Consider the following 16,814-nt stretch of genomic DNA (forward strand, 5'->3'; position numbering starts at 1 on the left):
CACCCACCCGGGCTCCCCCGCCACCGCCGGTGGTGACCACACCGGCATCGGCCAGCGCGCGCAGCACCTGCGCACGCAGCCGCCGGCCGACTTCGAACTGCTTACCGGGCAGAGTGCGGGCGACCATCCGCAGGTTGACGGTGTCGAGTTGGATGCTCTCCACCCCCATCAGCGTCGGCTTTCCCGACAACAGGTCGTGCAGCGGGGTGTCCTTCTCCACGGCGCGTTCGCACACCCCGTGCAGCACCTCGTTGACCACGCTGAGATCCGCGCTGGTGGGCACCGGGATGTCGACCACCGCACGGGCCCAGTCCTTGGACATGTTCAGCGATTCGACGATCTGCCCGTTGGGCACGGTGTACACCTCACCGTCGGCGGTGCGCAGCTTGGTCACCCGCAAGGTGACGTCCTCGACGGTGCCTTCGGCGATCGCGGTGGAGGTCAACTCCAGGCGCACCAGGTCACCGAAGCCGTACTGGCGCTCCAGGATCAGGAAGAAGCCGCTGAGCAGGTCCTGCACCAGTTTCTGGGCGCCGAAACCCAGCGCACCGCCGAGCACCGCGGCCGGGGCGGCCAGCGAACCGATCGGCACGTCGACGATGTCGGTGATCTTGACCGCGACCACCACGAACAACAGCACGATCGAGCCCCAGGAGATCACCGCGGCCAGCGCCTGGCGGTGCTTGGACTCCTCGGAGCGCACCAACGCGTCGCCGCTTTGGAACTCCTCCTCGAAACGCCGCGCGATCCGGCGGGCCGCCCAGTTGATGAACCGCGCCGCCAGCACCGCGCCGAGAACCAGCAGCGTGATCCGCAATCCCTTGTCGAGGATCCAGACCCCGATGTCGCCGTGCCAGAACCGCTGCCAGGTGTGCTCCAGCGGCAGGGCCGCGTAGTCGGTGCCGGTCATGCTCGCCGCTCAGTCCTCCTCGGGACGGTTGCGCCAACGGATCCCGGATTCCAGGAAGCCGTCGATGTCGCCGTCGAGCACCGCGCTGGGGTTGCCGACCTCGTGTTCGGTGCGCAGGTCCTTGACCATCTGATAGGGGTGCAGCACATAGGAGCGCATCTGGTTGCCCCACGAGCTGCCGCCGTCGCCCTTGAGCGCATCGAGTTCGGCACGCTCCTCGGATCGCTTGCGCTCCAACAGTTTCGCCTGCAGGACGCGCATCGCGGCAACCTTGTTCTGCAGCTGCGACTTCTCGTTCTGGCAGGTGACGACGATCCCGGTGGGCACGTGGGTCAGCCGCACCGCCGAGTCGGTGGTGTTGACCGACTGCCCACCCGGGCCGCTGGAGCGATACACGTCCACGCGCACGTCGCTCTCCGGGATCTCGATGTGGTCGGTAGTCTCCACCACCGGCAGCACCTCCACCTCCGCGAACGAGGTCTGCCTGCGGCTCTGGTTGTCGAACGGGCTGATCCGCACCAGCCGGTGGGTGCCCTGCTCCACTGACAGCGTTCCGTAGGCGAACGGGGCGTGCACCGCGAACGTGGCGCTTTTGATGCCGGCTTCTTCGGCGTAGGAGGTGTCGAACACCTCGACCGGGTAGTTGTGTTTCTCGGCCCACCGGATGTACATCCGCATCAGCATCTCGGCCCAGTCGGCGGCGTCGACCCCGCCGGCGCCGGAGCGGATGTTGACCAGCGCCTCACGCTCGTCGTACTCACCGGAGAGCAGGGTGCGCACCTCCATCGCCTCGATGTCGGCGCGCAGCGCGCGCAGTTCGGCGTCGGCTTCGGCGTGGGCGTCCTCGCCGGCGGCGCCGGTCTCCTCGGCCGCCAGTTCGTAGAGCACCGGCAGATCATCCAGCCGGCCCCGCAGCTCCTCCACGCGGCGCAACTCGCCTTGGGACTGGGACAGTTGGCTGGTCACGCGTTGGGCGTTGGCCTGGTCGTCCCACAGGTTGGGGTCGGAGGCCTCCTGCTCGAGTTGGGTGATCCGCGCACGCAGCGCCTCGACGTCGAGCACCCGCTCCACGGTGGTCAGGGTGACGTCGAGGGCGGCGATGTCGGCTTGCCGGTCGGTTTCCACGAGTCACCAGGTTACCGGCGTAACCGGCCACCGCCCGCCCGGTCGGGGCTAGCATCGAAGGCAGCGGTCAGATGCATCACACGGCTACGACGCGGCAGCCCCGCGTGCCGTGGCCGGCGACGACAGAAAGCTGGAGAATGCGCCCCTATCATGTGGCCATCGTCGGTTCCGGTCCGTCCGGGTTCTTCGCGGCGGCTTCGCTGCTGAAACTCGACGACACCGACGTGCGCGTCGACATGCTGGAGATGCTGCCCACCCCGTGGGGGCTGGTGCGTTCCGGGGTCGCCCCCGACCACCCGAAGATCAAGTCGATCAGCGCCCAGTTCGACAAGATCGCCGAGGACCCGCGGTTCCGGTTCTTCGGCAACCTGCGCATCGGTGAACACGTGCACCCCGACGAACTGGCCGAGCGCTACGACGCGGTCATCTACGCGATCGGGGCGCAATCCGACCGGCACCTCGGGATCCCGGGCGAGGACCTACCGGGCAGTGTGGCCGCGGTCGACTTCGTCGGCTGGTACAACGCCCATCCGCACTTCCACGACAAGACCCCGGACCTGTCCTGCCACCGCGCGGTCGTCGTCGGCAACGGCAACGTCGCGCTGGACGTGGCCCGGATCCTGGTCACCGACCCGACCGAGTTGCGCACCACCGACATCGCCGATCACGCACTGGATCTACTCAACCCGTGCGACATCCAGGAAGTGGTGATCATCGGCCGCCGCGGGCCGCTGCAGGCCACCTTCACCAGCCCGGAGTTGCGGGAACTGGGCACGCTCAAGGGACTGGCCAACGTCGACGTGGTCATCGACGCCGCGGAGTTCGACGGCATCACCGACGCCGACATCGACGCGGCGGGCAAGCATCCCAAGCAGAACGTCAAAGTGCTGCGCAGTTACGTCGGCGCCGAGCTGACCCCCGGCAACCGGCGGATCGTGTTCCGGTTCCGCACCTCCCCGATCGAGATCCGTGGTGACGGGCAGGTGCAGGAGATCGTGCTGGGCCGCAACGAACTGGTCACCGGCGAAGACGGCAGGGTGGTGGCCGCGGACACCGGCGAACGCGAGGTGATGCCCGCGGAACTGGTGGTCCGCTCGGTGGGCTACCGCGGTGTGCCCACCCCGGGGCTGCCGTTCGACGAGCGCTCCGGCACCATCCCGCACACCGACGGGCGCATCGAGGGCACCCGTAACCAGTACGTCGTCGGCTGGATCAAACGCGGCCCGTCGGGGGTCATCGGCTCCAACAAGAGCGACTCGGCGGCGACCGTGGCGACCCTGGCGGCCGATCTGGCCGCCGCCGGCATCGACACCAGCGGCGCGGAGCGCAGCACGGAGTTGATGGAATGGCTGGTGTCGCGGCAGCCGAAGCTGGTGACCAACGACCACTGGCGTGCGATCGACGCCCACGAGCGCTCCACCGGTGAGCCGCACGGCCGCCCGCGGGTCAAGTTGGTCGACGTCGCCGAGATGCTGAAGATCGCCCACGGGTAGCGGGGTGGGTGGTGCGGAAGCGAATCCGCCGGGCTCACACCGGGTTCCGAAAGCCCCTGCCCCGGGCCGGGGTTTATGACTAGGTTGGAGGGTAAGACCAGCTCCACCGACCGTTGAGGGGGTCCAGTCATGGCCAGCTCCAATGACAGTTTCGGCGCGCGCGACCAGCTCACCGTCGACGACACCACCTACGAGATCTATCGACTGGACCGCGTCGAGGGTTCCAAGCGGCTGCCCTACAGCCTCAAGGTGCTGCTGGAGAACCTGCTTCGCAACGAGGACGGCCGGATGGTCACCGACGAGCAGGTACGGGCGCTGGCCAACTGGGACCCGTCGGCCGCCCACGGCCGCGAGGTGGCGTTCACCCCGGCGCGGGTGCTGATGCAGGACTTCACCGGGGTGCCGTGTGTGGTGGACCTGGTCGCGATGCGGGATGCCATCGCCGAACTCGGCGGTGACACCGAGGCCATCAACCCGCTGTGCCCCACGGAGTTGGTGATCGACCACTCGGTGATCGCCGATGTGTTCGGCCGGGCCGACGCGTTCAAGGTCAACGTCGACCTGGAATACCAGCGCAACTCCGAGCGCTACCAGCTGCTGCGCTGGGGCCAGCAGGCCTTCCGGGACTTCTCGGTGGTGCCGCCGGGCACCGGTATCTGCCACCAGGTGAACCTGGAGTACCTGGCGCGGGTGGTGTTCACCCGCGTCGGCGACAACGGCAAGCAGGCCTACCCCGACACCCTGGTCGGCACCGACAGCCACACCCCGATGGTCAACGGCCTCGGGGTCCTCGGTTGGGGCGTCGGCGGCATCGAGGCCGAGGCGGCCATGCTCGGCCAGCCGCTGTCGATGCTGATCCCGCCGGTGGTGGGCCTCAAGCTCACCGGTGAGATGCAGCCCGGCACGACCGCCACCGACCTGGTGCTCACCGTCGCCGAACTGCTGCGCAGCACCGGGGTGGTCGGCAAGTTCGTCGAACTGTTCGGCCCCGGCGTGGCCAACGTGCCGCTGGCCAACCGCGCCACGATCGGCAACATGAGTCCCGAGTACGGGGCGACGTGTGCCATCTTCCCGGTCGACCAGGTCACGTTGGACTATCTGCGGCTGACCGGACGCTCCGAACACCAGATCAAGCTGGTCGAGGCCTACACCAAAGAACAGGGCATGTGGCACGACCCCGACCACGAGCCGGACTACTCCCAGGTCATCGAGTTGGATCTCGCGACGGTGGAGCCCTCGATCGCCGGACCCAAACGCCCCCAGGACCGCATCCCGCTGCGCGCGGCCCCGCAGGCGGTCGGCGCGCTGCTGGCCGGCGCGGAGACCACCGCGCAGGCGCTCTCCGAACTCGACGAGGCCTCCGCGGACTCCTTCCCGGCCAGCGACCCGATCGCCTTCGGTGAGGTCAGTCAGGCGGCGGGCCGGCCGCGCGTCGTGCGGTTCGACGGCAAGGAGCACGAGTGGCCGTCCGAGCCGACCAAGGTGAAACTGTCCGACGGGACCGATTTCGAACTCGACAACGGTGACGTGGTGATCGCCGCGATCACCTCCTGCACCAACACGTCGAACCCGTCGGTGATGGTGGGCGCGGCGCTGCTGGCCAAGAACGCGGTCGAGAAGGGTCTGAGCCGCAAGCCGTGGGTGAAGACCACGCTGGCGCCCGGGTCGCGGGTGGTCACCGATTACTACGAAAAGGCCGGGCTCACCGCATATCTGGACAAGCTGGGGTTCAACCTGGTGGGCTACGGTTGCACCACCTGCATCGGTAACTCCGGTCCGCTGATCCCCGAGGTGAGCAAGGCCGTCGACGACAACGACCTGACGGTGTGCTCGATGCTGTCGGGTAACCGCAACTTCGAGGGCCGCATCCACCCGGAGACCAAGATGAACTTCCTGGCCTCCCCGCCCCTGGTGGTCGCCTACGCGCTGGCCGGCAGCCTGCACGTCGACCTGCTCAACGACCCGTTGGGCACCGGCAGCGACGGTGAGCCGGTCTATCTGCGCGACATCTGGCCGTCGGAGGCCGACGTCGCCGAGATCATCGACGACAACCTGCAGGCCGAGATGTTCACCAAGAGCTACGGCGACGTGTTCACCGGCGACGACCACTGGCGCAGCCTCGATGTGCCCGACAGCGCCACCTTCCAGTGGGACCCGGACTCCACCTATGTGCGTCAGCCGCCGTATTTCGACGGGATGACCCGCGAGCCGCAGCCGTTGAGCGACATCACCGGCGCGCGGGTGTTGGCGAAGCTGGGCGACTCGGTGACCACCGACCACATCAGCCCGGCCGGCTCCATCCGCGCGGACTCCCCCGCGGGTAAGTACCTGTCCGGGCACGGCATCGAGCGCAAGGACTTCAACTCCTACGGGTCCCGGCGCGGCAACCACGAGGTGATGATCCGGGGCACGTTCGCCAACATCCGGTTGCGCAACCAGTTGGCGCCGGACACCGAGGGCGGTTTCACCCGCGACTTCACCCGGGATGACGCTCCGGTCACCACCATTTACGACGCCTCGGTGAACTACCTGGAAGCGGGCACCCCGCTGGTGATTCTGGCCGGCAAGGAGTACGGCAGCGGTTCGTCCCGGGACTGGGCGGCCAAAGGCACCATCCTGCTCGGGGTGCAGGCGGTGATCGCCGAGTCCTACGAGCGCATCCACCGGTCGAACCTGATCGGCATGGGGGTGCTTCCGCTGCAGTTCCCCGACGGCGAGAACGCCGAATCCCTCGGCCTGACCGGCGAGGAGACCTTCGACATCACCGGTGTGACGGCGCTGGCCGACGACATCCCGGACACGGTGCGCGTCAAGGCCGGGGACACCGAGTTCGACGCCGTGGTGCGCATCGACACCCCCGGCGAGGCGGACTACTACCGCCACGGCGGGATCATGCAGTACGTACTGCGCCAACTGCTCGACTGAGTCGCCGAGCACCCGATCAGGAACGGAGACATCCATGGCCGATGAGATCTACCCTGCCGCCACCGCCGACATCTACAACCGCCGCAAGGAACTGACCCCGAAGGCGAACGAGGCGTTCGAGGCGTTCTCCAAGGCGGTCTTCGCCGAGGGCGCCCTGGACGAGAAGACCAAACAGCTGATCGCGGTCGCGGTCGCACACGTCACCCAGTGCCCGTACTGCATCCAGGGCCACACCAAACTCGCCCACCGCAAGGGCGCCTCCGATGAGCAGATCATGGAGGCGATCTGGGTGGCCGCCGAGATGCGCGCCGGCGGCGCCTACGCGCACTCCACCTTGGCGCTCACCGAGTTGAACAAGCTGCACTGAGCTCGACCATCGGCGCTCGCCCTCTCGAGCGTGCGCACAGGTTCACGCTCGAGGCCGAACGTGAACACAGGATCGCGCTGGCGGGCGGGCGGTGACGGGCTAACCTCAAGGGCATGGCTGCCCGCAAGTTTTTCCTGGACTGGCCGGTGCTGCGTCAGCTGCGCACCGGCGACCTGCTGGGCCGCGGCCCGGCGGCGACGTCGGCCGCCACCCGCGCCACCGAGCCGCGCACCGCCACCGCCGACCGCGTGGTGCAGAGCGTCTGCCCGTACTGCGCGGTCGGCTGCGGTCAGCGGGTCTTCGTCAAAGACGAGAAGGTCGTCGGCATCGAGGGTGACCCGGACTCGCCGATCTCCCGCGGCCGGCTGTGCCCGAAGGGCGCGGCCAGCACCCAACTGGTGACTTCGCCGGGCCGGCAGACCACCGTGCTCTACCGTGCACCGCGCGCCACCGACTGGCAGCCGCTGGACCTGCACACCGCGATCGACATGATCGCCGACCGGTTCGTCGAGTCCCGCAGGCGCACCTGGCAGGACGTCGACGACCGCGGCCGCCCGCTGTACCGCACGATGGGCATCGCCGCGCTCGGCGGCGCCACCCTGGACAACGAAGAGAACTACCTGATCAAAAAGTTGTTCACCGCAGCGGGCGCCATCCAGATCGAGAACCAGGCCCGTATTTGACACTCCGCCACGGTTCCCGGTCTGGGAACCTCGTTCGGGCGAGGCGGCGCCACCCAGAGCCTGCAGGACATGGCCAACGCCGACTGCATCGTCATCCAGGGCTCCAACATGGCCGAGTGCCACCCGGTGGGTTTCCAGTGGGTGGCTGAGGCCCGCGCCCGCGGCGCCACCGTCATCCACGTCGACCCGCGGTTCACCCGCACCTCGGCGGTCTGCGACAAGCATCTGCCGATCCGGGCCGGGTCGGATGTCGTGTTGCTCGGCGCGCTGATCAACCACGTGCTCAGCTACGACCTGTGGTTCGACGAGTACGTACGCGCGTACACCAACGCCGCCACGCTGATCGACGAAAACTACCGGGACACCGAGGATCTCGGCGGGCTGTTCTCCGGGTTCGACGCCGATACCGGCACCTATGACCGCTCAACCTGGGCCTACCAGCGCCGCGACGGCATCATCGTCCGCGATGAGACCCTCACCCATCCGCAGAGTGTCTTCCAGATCCTCAAACGTCACTACGCCCGCTACACCCCGCAGATGGTGGCCGACGTGTGCGGCATCAGCGTCGCCGACTTCGACTACCTCGCCAAGGCCGTGACCGCCAACTCCGGACGCGATCGCACCACCTGCTTCGCCTACGCCGTGGGCTGGACGCAGCACAGCTTCGGCGCCCAATACATCCGCACCGCAACGATTCTGCAGTTACTCCTGGGCAACATCGGCCGCCCCGGCGGGGGGATCATGGCGCTGCGTGGGCACGCCAGCATCCAGGGCTCCACCGACATCCCGACCCTCTACGACCTGTTGCCGGGCTATCTGCCGATGCCGCGCGCCGGGGTGCACGACAGCCTCACCGACTACGTCGACGCCGTCGGGCCGCACAGCCGCAAGGGTTTCTGGGCCAACACCGACGCCTATCTGACGAGCCTGCTCAAAGCCTGGTGGGGCGAGGCGGCGCGCCCGGACAACGACTGGGCGTATGACTATCTGCCCCGGATCAACGGCGCGCACGGCACCTACCAGACGGTGACCGGGATGCTCGCCGACGAGGTGGAGGGCTATTTCCTACTCGGCCAGAATCCGGCGGTCGGCTCGGCCAACGGCCGGATGCAGCGGCTGGGCATGGCGCACCTGAAATGGCTGGTGGTACGCGACTTCAACCTCATCGAGTCGGCCACCTGGTGGAAGGACGGTCCCGAGATCGCCTCGGGTGAACTGCGAGCCGCCGACATCGACACCGAGGTGTTCTTCCTGCCCGCGGCCAACCACGTCGAGAAGGCCGGCACCTTCACCCAGACCCAGCGGCTGCTGCAGTGGCGGCACCAGGCGGTGACACCGCCCGGCGCCTGCCAGAGCGAACTGCAGTTCTTCGTCGAGCTGGGCAACCGGATCCGGGCCCGACTGGCCGGCTCCACCGACCCGCGGGACCGCCCACTACTGGATCTGACCTGGGATTACCCGGTCGACGAGCACGGTGAGCCGGACCCCGAGGCGGTGCTGGCCGAGATCAACGGCACCCGCCTCGACGGCCCCGACGCGGGCGTCCCGCTGTCGTCGTTCACCGAGCTGCGCGCCGACGGGTCCACCGCCGCGGGCTGCTGGATCTACACCGGGGTGTACGCCGGCGGCATCAACCGGGCGGCGCGACGGGTGCCCCACGGCGGCGACGGCCCCAGCCAGTCGGAGTGGGGCTGGGCGTGGCCGGCCGACCGGCGGATCCTGTACAACCGCGCCTCCGCGGACCCGCAGGGCCGGCCGTGGAGCGAACGCAAGCGCTACCTGTGGTGGGACGAGCAGCAGCAGCGCTGGGTCGGCGACGACGTGCCCGACTTCCCCGCCGACCGCGCCCCCGGCGCCCGCCCCGGCCCGTCGCTGGGCGGGCCGGATGCGCTGGCCGGCGACGACCCGTTCGTCATGCAGGCGGACGGCAAGGGCTGGCTCTTCGCGCCCAGCGGCGTGGTCGACGGCCCGCTGCCCACCCACTACGAGCCGCCGGAGTCACCGGTGGCCAACCCGCTCTACCCGCAACAGCAGAGCCCCGCACGGGTGATGCTGCCGCGCGCGGACAACCTCGCCGCCCCCAGCGCGGGCAGCCCGGGCGCCGAGGTCTACCCGTATGTGTTCACCACCTACCGGCTCACCGAGCACCACACGGCCGGCGGGATGAGCCGCTGGCTGCCGTACCTGTCCGAGCTGCAGCCGGAGATGTTCTGCGAGGTCTCCCCCGAACTGGCCGCCGAACGCGGACTGGAACCGTACGGCTGGGCGACGATCGTCTCCCCGCGCGCGGCGATCGAGGCACGGGTGCTGGTCACCGAGCGGATGACCCCGCTGGTCATCGCCGGGCACACCGTCCACCAGATCGGCCTGCCCTACCACTGGGGGGTCGGCGGCGACGCGGTGGTCAGCGGCGACGCCGCCAACGACCTGCTGGGCCTCACCCTGGATCCCAACGTGCAGATCCAGTCGTCGAAGGCCGGGTCCTGTGACATCCGCGCCGGCCGCCGCCCGCGTGGCCCGGCGCTGCTGGACCTGGTCGAGGAGTACCGCAACCGGGCGGGTGCGACGATCGAGACCGGCAACCGACGCGTCACCGAGCCGGAACAGGAGGGTTGATGGGGCAGCTCACCGGGCCGACCGATCCCAGCCGCGACGCACGATGGCCCGACGCACCGCCGCGGAAGGGGTTTTTCACCGACACCTCGATCTGCATCGGCTGCAAGGCTTGCGAGGTGGCCTGCAAGGAATGGAACCGACTGCCCGGCGACGGCGACTTGACGCTGCGCGGCTCCTCCTACGACAACACCGGGGAACTGGGCGCCAACACCTGGCGGCACGTGGCGTTCGTCGAGCAGACCGAGGACCGGATCGCCGAGGCCCGCGAGGCCGGGCGTGCCCTGACCGACCTGGGGATGCCGCGCATCGGCGCCCCGCCCGAACCCGGTGACGTCGAGGACACCGGCCCACCGGACACCCCGGAGTTCCGCTGGCTGATGGCCTCCGACGTGTGCAAGCACTGCACCCACGCCGGTTGCCTGGACGTCTGCCCCACCGGGTCGCTGTTCCGCACCGAGTTCGGCACCGTGGTGGTCCAGGACGACATCTGCAACGGGTGCGGCAACTGCGTGGCGGCCTGCCCGTTCGGGGTGATCGAACGGCGCGCCGACGGCCTCGCGGCGCCGAAAACCGAACGGGGACCGCAACATCGGGAATCAGGCATCGCCCAGAAGTGCACGATGTGCTATGACCGGCTGGTGGACGGCGAGCAGCCGGCCTGCGCCCAGACCTGCCCCACCGAGTCGATCCGGTTCGGTGACCGCGACGATATGCTGGCCCGCGCCCGCGCCCGGGTAGCCGAGTTGCACACCCAGGGCCTGACCGAGGCCCGGCTCTACGGCGCCAACGACCACGACGGCGTCGGCGGAACCGGGTCGATCTTCCTGCTGCTCGACGAGCCGGAGGTCTACGGGCTGCCGCCGGATCCACGGGTGCCCACCGCCGATCTGCCGGCGATGTTCACCCGATCGCTGTGGGCGGCGGCCGGGATGGCCGGCGCCGCCGCGGTGGCGTTCTGGCGGGGGCGACGATGAGCGCACCACCGCCCGTGCCCGCCGGCCGTGCCGGCGGCAAGCGCCGCCGCCGAGGGGGCCGGCGTGAGGCCCCGATGGTGCCCGATGTGGAGTTCAGTTCCTACTACGGCCGCCCGGTGGTCAAGCCACCGCCGTGGGACGAGAAGATCGCCGCCTACCTGTTCTTCGGCGGCGTGGCCGGCGGCTCGGCGGTGTTGGCCGCCGGTGCGCAACTGACCGGCCGGCCCGTCCTGCGGCGCAATTCCCGGCTGGCCGCACTGACCGCGACCGGACTGGGAGCCGTCGCGCTCATCGCCGACCTGGGCCGCCCGGAGCGTTTCGTGAACATGCTGCGCATCGTGAAGCCGACCTCACCGATGAACCTGGGCTCGTGGCTGCTGTCGGCGTTCGGGGCGGGCGCGGGGGTGGCCGCGGCCGCCGAGGTGGATCGGCTCAGCGGCGGCCGACTGCCGCTGGGGCGGCTGCGCCCGGTGCTGCACGCGACAGCACCTGCGGCGGGCCTGGAAGCCGCGCTGCTGGCCCCGCCGCTGGCCGTCTACACCGCGGTCCTGCTGGGCGACACCGCGGTTCCGACCTGGAACGACGCCCACCGCGACCTGCCGTTCGTGTTCGCCGGCTCGGCGAGCCTGGCGGCCGGTGGCCTGGCCATGATCACCACCCCGATCGGGGAGGCCGCACCGGCCCGGCGGTTCGCACTTCTCGGTGTGGTCGCCGACCTGGTGGCGACCCGGGTGATGGAGCAGCGGATGGACCCCGTCACGGTCGAACCACTGCACCAGGGCCGGCCCGGGCGGCAGTTGCGGTGGGCGCAACGCCTGGTGCTGGCCGGTGGGGTCGGCACCGCGCTGGGCGGGCGGTATCGGCCGGTGGCGGCGCTGTCGGGCCTGGCGCTGCTCGCCGGCTCGGCGCTGACCCGGCTGGGCATCTTCGAGGCCGGGATCGCCTCGGCGAAGGACCCGCGCTACACCGTCGAGCCGCAGAAGCGTCGGCTGGCGGCCCGCCGGGCCGCGGGCGTCGTCGACGACGGCATCACCACAGTCGGGTAGCCGAGGTTCGGTCAGCCGCCCTCGGCCGCGGTCTGCGCCGCCAGAATCTGGTTCGCCCCCACCAGGAGCGCGGCCGCCCGGTCCAGCAGCGATTCCTTGCTCATCGCGGGTGGCCGGTCGATCGCGATGCGCAGGGCCAGCTGGAGGACCGTGCCCATGCCCAGGTAGATGATCTCGTCGGCGTCGGCTGAGCCGAGCTGCGGATAGTGCTGCAGCAGCGTCAACCTGGCCAAGTGGTGGAGGTGTTCTTCGATGTGGGGCAGCACGTTGCTCTGGCTGCCCATCGGCAGGTCGTTGATGACCGCGCCCATCACCCCACGATGGTCCTCGAGCGCCTCGACCAGCACCGCGAGCACGTGACGGGCACCGCCGGTGACCTCCATGGTCAGCGCCTCGGCGAGTGCGGCCACCAGCCTGCGCATGATGTCCTCTTCGGCGCGGCCGCGCAGCGCGAGAACGATCGCATCCTTGTCGGTGAAGTAGCGGTACACGGTGCCGATGCTCAGATGGGCCTCCGCGGCGATCCGATTGGTCGACAACCCTCGGTACCCGTCGCGATCCAAAAGCCGAGCCGCACCGTCAAGGATTTCCTCAATTGTGCGTTGCGCTCGTATCTGCCGGGGGGTATTACGAGTTGACCTGGTCATTTACCTCTCCCCTCGTGCTGAAATCCGAGCATCAAAAGTGAGTAGAAGTCGAGTAGGTTTCGACTTTAGCCTTGATTGTGAGGCAGCGCACAGCAGTTGCCCGACAGAAAGGCACGACGATGGCCCCGTTCGATGGTCTACTCCCCTCTCTCAACCCCCTCGACGAGGTCATCCGACTGGTACTGCCCCTCGACGACGGGTCAGCGGTGGACCTCTCGCCGATCTGGGCGGAGCTTCGCCGGCGGCCCACCGCACTGCTCAACCCGATGGACCTGTTCTTCGAGATCCAGCGGCCGGAATACTTCAAAAAGGCCCGCTTCGACGGCCCGCTCGGCGACCCGGGTTGGTTCGGCCCCGACAGCGCCGCCTGGTACGTCCACACCCACACTCCGTCGGTGGTGGTCGGCATGATCAACACCGCGATCATCGACATCCTGCATCAGGACATTCAGTACGCGGTCTATGACCACTCCAAGCTGGTCGGCCGGCGCCCCGACGGCACGGTGCGTTCCGGCACCTTCTCCAAAGACGGCCTGATGGTGCGTGCCGGCCATACGTTCTCGTTCTTCACCGGCGTGATCTACGGCTCCACCGAGACGGCCGAATCCCTGAGCCAGACGGTTAAAGCCATGCACCACCGGGTCAAGGGAACCCGACCCGACGGCAAACCCTACGACGCCGACGAACCGGAGTTCTTCCGCTGGACCTACGCCAGCGTGGTCGACGGGTTGGCCGGCGCGCACCGGCGCTACCACCCGAAACCCTTGCGCGGCAGGGATCTGGACCGGTTCTACCGGGAGTACGCTCGGATCGGCGAAGCGCTCGGCGGCACCGACCTGCCGCAGAGCCGCGCGGAGTGCCGTCGCGTGCTCACCGAATCCCCGTCGGCCAGAGAGGTCGGCCTCAACGCCGACAACATCAAATACCTGCAATTGCTGAACCCGCCGGGCATCACCCCGCTGCGCCCGGTCTACGACCTGGCCTACTGGGTGATCATGGACATGATGCCCGAACCGGTACAGGCCGCAGTCGGCTTCCGCCAACCCAATCCGCTGGTGCGCCTGGCATACCGGCACACCGTGCGGGCACTGCTGAACACGCCGCGCCTGCTCGGGGAGATCCGGGAGGTGGAGGCTGCGCGACGTCGGGTCGCCGTGGCACCGCGGCTACGCGCCGTCACCGACAGGGCCGCCTCATGACCGGGATCCTCACCGCACCGGCAGCGGCCCACCCCTACGATTACTGCCACCGCCCCGGGATGCCGCTACGGCCGCCACCGCCGCGACTGCAACCCGACCCCGCATGGTCGGATCTTCGGGTCTTCGAAGCGTTTCGGCCGCGCAACCCCACCGCACGGCAACGAGATCTGCTCGCGCTGTTCATCGACCACTACTGGCAGGGCGATCAGCTGATGGACGCGGTCGTCGAATGTTTCCGCGTGATCGGGATGAAGCGCGGGCGACAGTTGCTCGAGCAGGCGCTCGATGACGGCATCGACGCCGTGCCCGATCCGCCGGCAGAACTGGTGGCGCTGTTCGCCAGTCTGGACCGGATACCCGAGTGGCACGACCCCGAGCGTTGGGAGCGCGGGCGTCGGCTCTGGATCGACTGCTCGCTGGCCGGCAAGCTCGGGATGGGCATCCAGGACGCGATCGGCACCTTCGTCGGTGCCGAGGTGTCCTCGGCGACCGCAGCGACCAAACGCTTCGTCAACGCACCGCTGCTGCGAAACCTGGAGACCGCCAGGTGGTTCCACGCCGCTACCAAGCCCGCGTTCCTCGACCGGCACAGCGTCGAGTTCAAGGACACCGTGCGGGTGCGGCTCATGCACTCGCAGGTCCGGATGGGACTGCGCCGGGCGTGGGGCGACGAGCATTTCGCCGCCAACGGCAACCCGATCTCGACGAGCACCACCATGGGCGCCGCGGTGACTTTCGCGCTGTTGCCGATGCTGACCGACCACAACCACGGCCGCCGCGCATCGCGCCGCGACATCGACGACGTCATGCGCTACTGGGCCTACATCGCCTACATCTTCGGCGTGGCGCCCGACATCATCCCGACCACCGGTGAGGACGGCATCATGCTGGCCGACCACATGGTGACCCACGCCGGCGGTCCGACGTCCGGCACCGAGATGATGACCCGGGCCGCGGCGGACAATCTCGCGGCGGCCTCCGGCGTGCCCGGGCTCCTCGCGCGCGCGGCGGTGGCGCCGGTGCTCGGCGCGGTGGCCTACTACAGCGGGGAACCGTTGGCGCGTGCCCTAGTCGCGGCGACCCCGTACCGCGATGTGCCGCTGCAGCCGTGGACGGCGCTGGCCGGCCTGGCCGTACACGTCAACGTCACATCCCGGAGGGTGCTCGACGCGGTTCCGGGCGCATCGGTACGGCGCTTGCTGCGCGCCCGCCACGGCGACCCGTGGTGGACGGTGAACGTCCGGATCGCGGAGTTGCTGGCCCGCCGCGGCGGGGTGGCCGACACCCGTTACCGCCACCACGACACCACCGCGGGTGCCGCGAGCGGCTGTCCGATGCACTGACCGGTCGCCGAGCGGTGCTCACTTCCCGGTCTTGTGCAACGCGGAGCCCTTGTGCATCGCGACGTGATCGGTCTTGTCGCTTTTGATCTCGTACTGCGGATCGTCCGGGCTGCAGCGCCGCATGTGCCCCTTGTACTCCACGTCGTCGGTGTGCACCTTGATGATGGTGCCGCTGACGTGCCCCGCCTCGGAGTTCCACGCGACGTGGTCGCCGACCTTGAAGTCGCTCATGCTCGCACCTCGATCCCGTTGCCGGCCACCAACTCTCCGATGACCGGATGGCCGGGGAGTTCTCCGGCGACCAGCAGGCCGCCGGAGGTCTGCGCGTCCGCCAGCAACAGCAGATCGTCCTCGGTGACCCCGGGGCCGGTCCGCAGCCGCGGGCGCACCCAATCCAGGTTACGGCGGGTGCCGCCGGAGACGAACCCTTCGCGCAGCGATTCGCGCACCCCGTCGAGCACCGGCACCGCGGACGCCTGCAGCACCGCGCCGACGCCCGAGGCCCGGCACAGCTTGTGCAGATGACCGAGCAACCCGAAGCCGGTGACGTCGGTGGCCGCGCCGATCCCCGCTGCCAGCGCGGCGCCCGCCGCCTCCCGGTTGAGGGTGACCATGCTCGCCACCGCCTCGGCGAACACCTCCCCGGTCTGTTTGTGCCGATTGTTGAGCACGCCCACCCCGATCGGTTTGGTGAGCGTCAACGGCAGCCCGGGAGCACCGGCGTCGTTGCGCAACAGCCGGTCCGGGTCGGCGACCCCGGTCACCGCCATCCCGTACTTGGGTTCGGGGTCATCGACGGTGTGCCCGCCGAGCACCGGGCAACCGGCCTCGGCGGCCACCGCCAGCCCACCGCGCAGCACCTCGCGCAGCACCTCGAAGGGCAACACCTCGCGCGGCCAGCCGACCAGGTTGATCGCCACCACCGGCCGCCCACCCATCGCGTAGATGTCCGACAACGCGTTGGCGGCGGCGATGCGGCCCCAGTCGAAGGGATCGTCGACGACCGGGGTGAAGAAGTCGGCCGTGGACAGCACCGCCAGGTCGGGACCCACCCGCACAGCGGCGGCGTCGTCGCCGTCGTCAAGGCCGACCAGGATGTCGTCCCCGGCCTGGCCGGTCAACCCGCGGACCGCGTCCTCCAACTCCCCCGGCGGGATCTTGCAGGCGCAGCCGCCACCGTGGGCGTAGCCGGTGAGTCGCAGCGGCCCCTCCCGGCCGCTCAACTGCGCCAGTAGTCGTTCGCCGACGCGATGGTCTGGAACTCCACCGCGACCACGTGCGCCGCCGCGATCAGGCTGTCCGCGTCGTCGGCATAGGCCGGTCGGGCACCCTTGAGCACAGCGACGTCGGGCTGGATGTTCTTGATCGAGCGGCGGGCGATCTGGAACGCCAGCGCGCGGCCCTCCTCGGGGGTGGCGGTGATCAACGTTCCGCCCGGAACCAACGGCGGAGCCTCGTCGGTGCTCATCGTGTTCCTTTCCATCGG

14 protein-coding genes are annotated in these 16,814 nt (G+C 69.3%); 8 read left to right on the forward strand and 6 right to left on the reverse strand.

Annotated features, from left to right (window positions below; genetic code table 11):
• Both AWC30_RS10255 and prfB read right to left on the reverse strand, forming a co-directional pair.
• A partial coding sequence (locus AWC30_RS10255; protein ID WP_109562014.1) for a mechanosensitive ion channel family protein occupies nucleotides 1-910 on the reverse strand: 910 nt, incomplete at its 3' end.
• 9 nt (nucleotides 911-919) lie between these two features.
• Nucleotides 920-2,035, reverse strand: coding sequence for a peptide chain release factor 2 (gene prfB, locus AWC30_RS10260; protein ID WP_085110100.1), 1,116 nt, complete (start codon nucleotides 2,033-2,035; stop codon nucleotides 920-922).
• A 137-nt stretch (nucleotides 2,036-2,172) separates the two neighbouring features.
• On the opposite strand from prfB, the gene AWC30_RS10265 reads away from it, so the two are divergent.
• The 6 genes from AWC30_RS10265 (at nucleotide 2,173) to nrfD (ending at nucleotide 12,139) form a co-directional block, all read left to right on the forward strand.
• Nucleotides 2,173-3,528: an FAD-dependent oxidoreductase gene (locus AWC30_RS10265; protein ID WP_085110101.1), complete on the forward strand. Its 1,356-nt coding sequence runs from the start codon at nucleotides 2,173-2,175 to the stop codon at nucleotides 3,526-3,528.
• Between the two features lie 129 nt (nucleotides 3,529-3,657).
• Nucleotides 3,658-6,453, forward strand: coding sequence for an aconitate hydratase AcnA (gene acnA, locus AWC30_RS10270; RefSeq protein WP_085110102.1), 2,796 nt, complete (start codon nucleotides 3,658-3,660; stop codon nucleotides 6,451-6,453).
• 34 nt (nucleotides 6,454-6,487) lie between these two features.
• Nucleotides 6,488-6,820, forward strand: coding sequence for a carboxymuconolactone decarboxylase family protein (locus AWC30_RS10275; RefSeq protein WP_085110103.1), 333 nt, complete (start codon nucleotides 6,488-6,490; stop codon nucleotides 6,818-6,820).
• 113 nt (nucleotides 6,821-6,933) lie between these two features.
• Nucleotides 6,934-10,119 (forward strand): formate dehydrogenase-N subunit alpha, encoded by a 3,186-nt coding sequence (gene fdnG, locus AWC30_RS10285; protein ID WP_234808032.1) that lies wholly within the window; start codon nucleotides 6,934-6,936, stop codon nucleotides 10,117-10,119.
• Complete coding sequence (locus AWC30_RS10290; RefSeq protein WP_085110106.1) at nucleotides 10,119-11,093, forward strand: 4Fe-4S dicluster domain-containing protein; 975 nt, start codon at nucleotides 10,119-10,121, stop codon at nucleotides 11,091-11,093. Before fdnG ends, AWC30_RS10290 begins: the two co-directional genes overlap by 1 nt.
• Complete coding sequence (gene nrfD, locus AWC30_RS10295; RefSeq protein WP_085110144.1) at nucleotides 11,090-12,139, forward strand: NrfD/PsrC family molybdoenzyme membrane anchor subunit; 1,050 nt, start codon at nucleotides 11,090-11,092, stop codon at nucleotides 12,137-12,139. The genes AWC30_RS10290 and nrfD overlap by 4 nt, the downstream gene beginning before the upstream one ends.
• Before the next feature lie 11 nt (nucleotides 12,140-12,150).
• On the opposite strand, the gene AWC30_RS10300 is transcribed toward nrfD, so the two are convergent.
• Nucleotides 12,151-12,786 (reverse strand): TetR/AcrR family transcriptional regulator, encoded by a 636-nt coding sequence (locus AWC30_RS10300; protein ID WP_085110107.1) that lies wholly within the window; start codon nucleotides 12,784-12,786, stop codon nucleotides 12,151-12,153.
• A gap of 119 nt (nucleotides 12,787-12,905) precedes the next feature.
• On the opposite strand from AWC30_RS10300, the gene AWC30_RS10305 reads away from it, so the two are divergent.
• A complete protein-coding gene (locus tag AWC30_RS10305; RefSeq protein ID WP_085110108.1) occupies nucleotides 12,906-13,985 on the forward strand; it encodes an oxygenase MpaB family protein in 1,080 nt (359 codons plus the stop codon).
• A complete protein-coding gene (locus AWC30_RS10310) occupies nucleotides 13,982-15,328 on the forward strand; it encodes an oxygenase MpaB family protein (RefSeq protein WP_085110109.1) in 1,347 nt (448 codons plus the stop codon). Before AWC30_RS10305 ends, AWC30_RS10310 begins: the two co-directional genes overlap by 4 nt.
• An 18-nt stretch (nucleotides 15,329-15,346) precedes the next feature.
• Here AWC30_RS10310 and AWC30_RS10315 read toward each other — a convergent pair whose 3' ends face one another.
• From AWC30_RS10315 to AWC30_RS10325, 3 genes are read right to left on the reverse strand one after another with little or no spacing between them, the layout of a single operon-like run.
• A complete protein-coding gene (locus tag AWC30_RS10315; RefSeq protein WP_085110110.1) occupies nucleotides 15,347-15,559 on the reverse strand; it encodes a hypervirulence associated TUDOR domain-containing protein in 213 nt (70 codons plus the stop codon).
• On the reverse strand, nucleotides 15,556-16,551 hold the full coding sequence (gene selD, locus AWC30_RS10320) for a selenide, water dikinase SelD (RefSeq protein WP_109562015.1): 996 nt from the start codon (nucleotides 16,549-16,551) through the stop codon (nucleotides 15,556-15,558). The genes AWC30_RS10315 and selD overlap by 4 nt, the downstream gene beginning before the upstream one ends.
• Entirely contained in the window at nucleotides 16,548-16,796 is a 249-nt protein-coding gene (locus AWC30_RS10325; RefSeq protein WP_207568427.1) for a hexameric tyrosine-coordinated heme protein, read from the reverse strand. Before AWC30_RS10325 ends, selD begins: the two co-directional genes overlap by 4 nt.
• Nucleotides 16,797-16,814: the final 18 nt, after the last annotated feature.

The sequence above is a fragment of the Mycolicibacillus trivialis genome (assembly GCF_002102395.1).
In the GTDB taxonomy this organism is placed as follows: domain Bacteria; phylum Actinomycetota; class Actinomycetes; order Mycobacteriales; family Mycobacteriaceae; genus Mycobacterium; species Mycobacterium triviale.

What these genes read in the sequence shown, in the direction of transcription:
- AWC30_RS10265 (WP_085110101.1), top strand. Translation starts at nt 2,173, where the DNA reads ATGCGCCCCTATCATGTGGCCATCGTCGGTTCCGGTCCGTCCGGGTTC.
- acnA (WP_085110102.1), top strand. Translation starts at nt 3,658, where the DNA reads ATGGCCAGCTCCAATGACAGTTTCGGCGCGCGCGACCAGCTCACCGTC.
- AWC30_RS10275 (WP_085110103.1), top strand. Translation starts at nt 6,488, where the DNA reads ATGGCCGATGAGATCTACCCTGCCGCCACCGCCGACATCTACAACCGC.
- AWC30_RS10290 (WP_085110106.1), top strand. Translation starts at nt 10,119, where the DNA reads ATGGGGCAGCTCACCGGGCCGACCGATCCCAGCCGCGACGCACGATGG.
- nrfD (WP_085110144.1), top strand. Translation starts at nt 11,090, where the DNA reads ATGAGCGCACCACCGCCCGTGCCCGCCGGCCGTGCCGGCGGCAAGCGC.
- AWC30_RS10300 (WP_085110107.1), bottom strand. Translation starts at nt 12,786, where the DNA reads ATGACCAGGTCAACTCGTAATACCCCCCGGCAGATACGAGCGCAACGC.
- AWC30_RS10305 (WP_085110108.1), top strand. Translation starts at nt 12,906, where the DNA reads ATGGCCCCGTTCGATGGTCTACTCCCCTCTCTCAACCCCCTCGACGAG.
- AWC30_RS10310 (WP_085110109.1), top strand. Translation starts at nt 13,982, where the DNA reads ATGACCGGGATCCTCACCGCACCGGCAGCGGCCCACCCCTACGATTAC.
- AWC30_RS10315 (WP_085110110.1), bottom strand. Translation starts at nt 15,559, where the DNA reads ATGAGCGACTTCAAGGTCGGCGACCACGTCGCGTGGAACTCCGAGGCG.
- AWC30_RS10325 (WP_207568427.1), bottom strand. Translation starts at nt 16,796, where the DNA reads ATGAGCACCGACGAGGCTCCGCCGTTGGTTCCGGGCGGAACGTTGATC.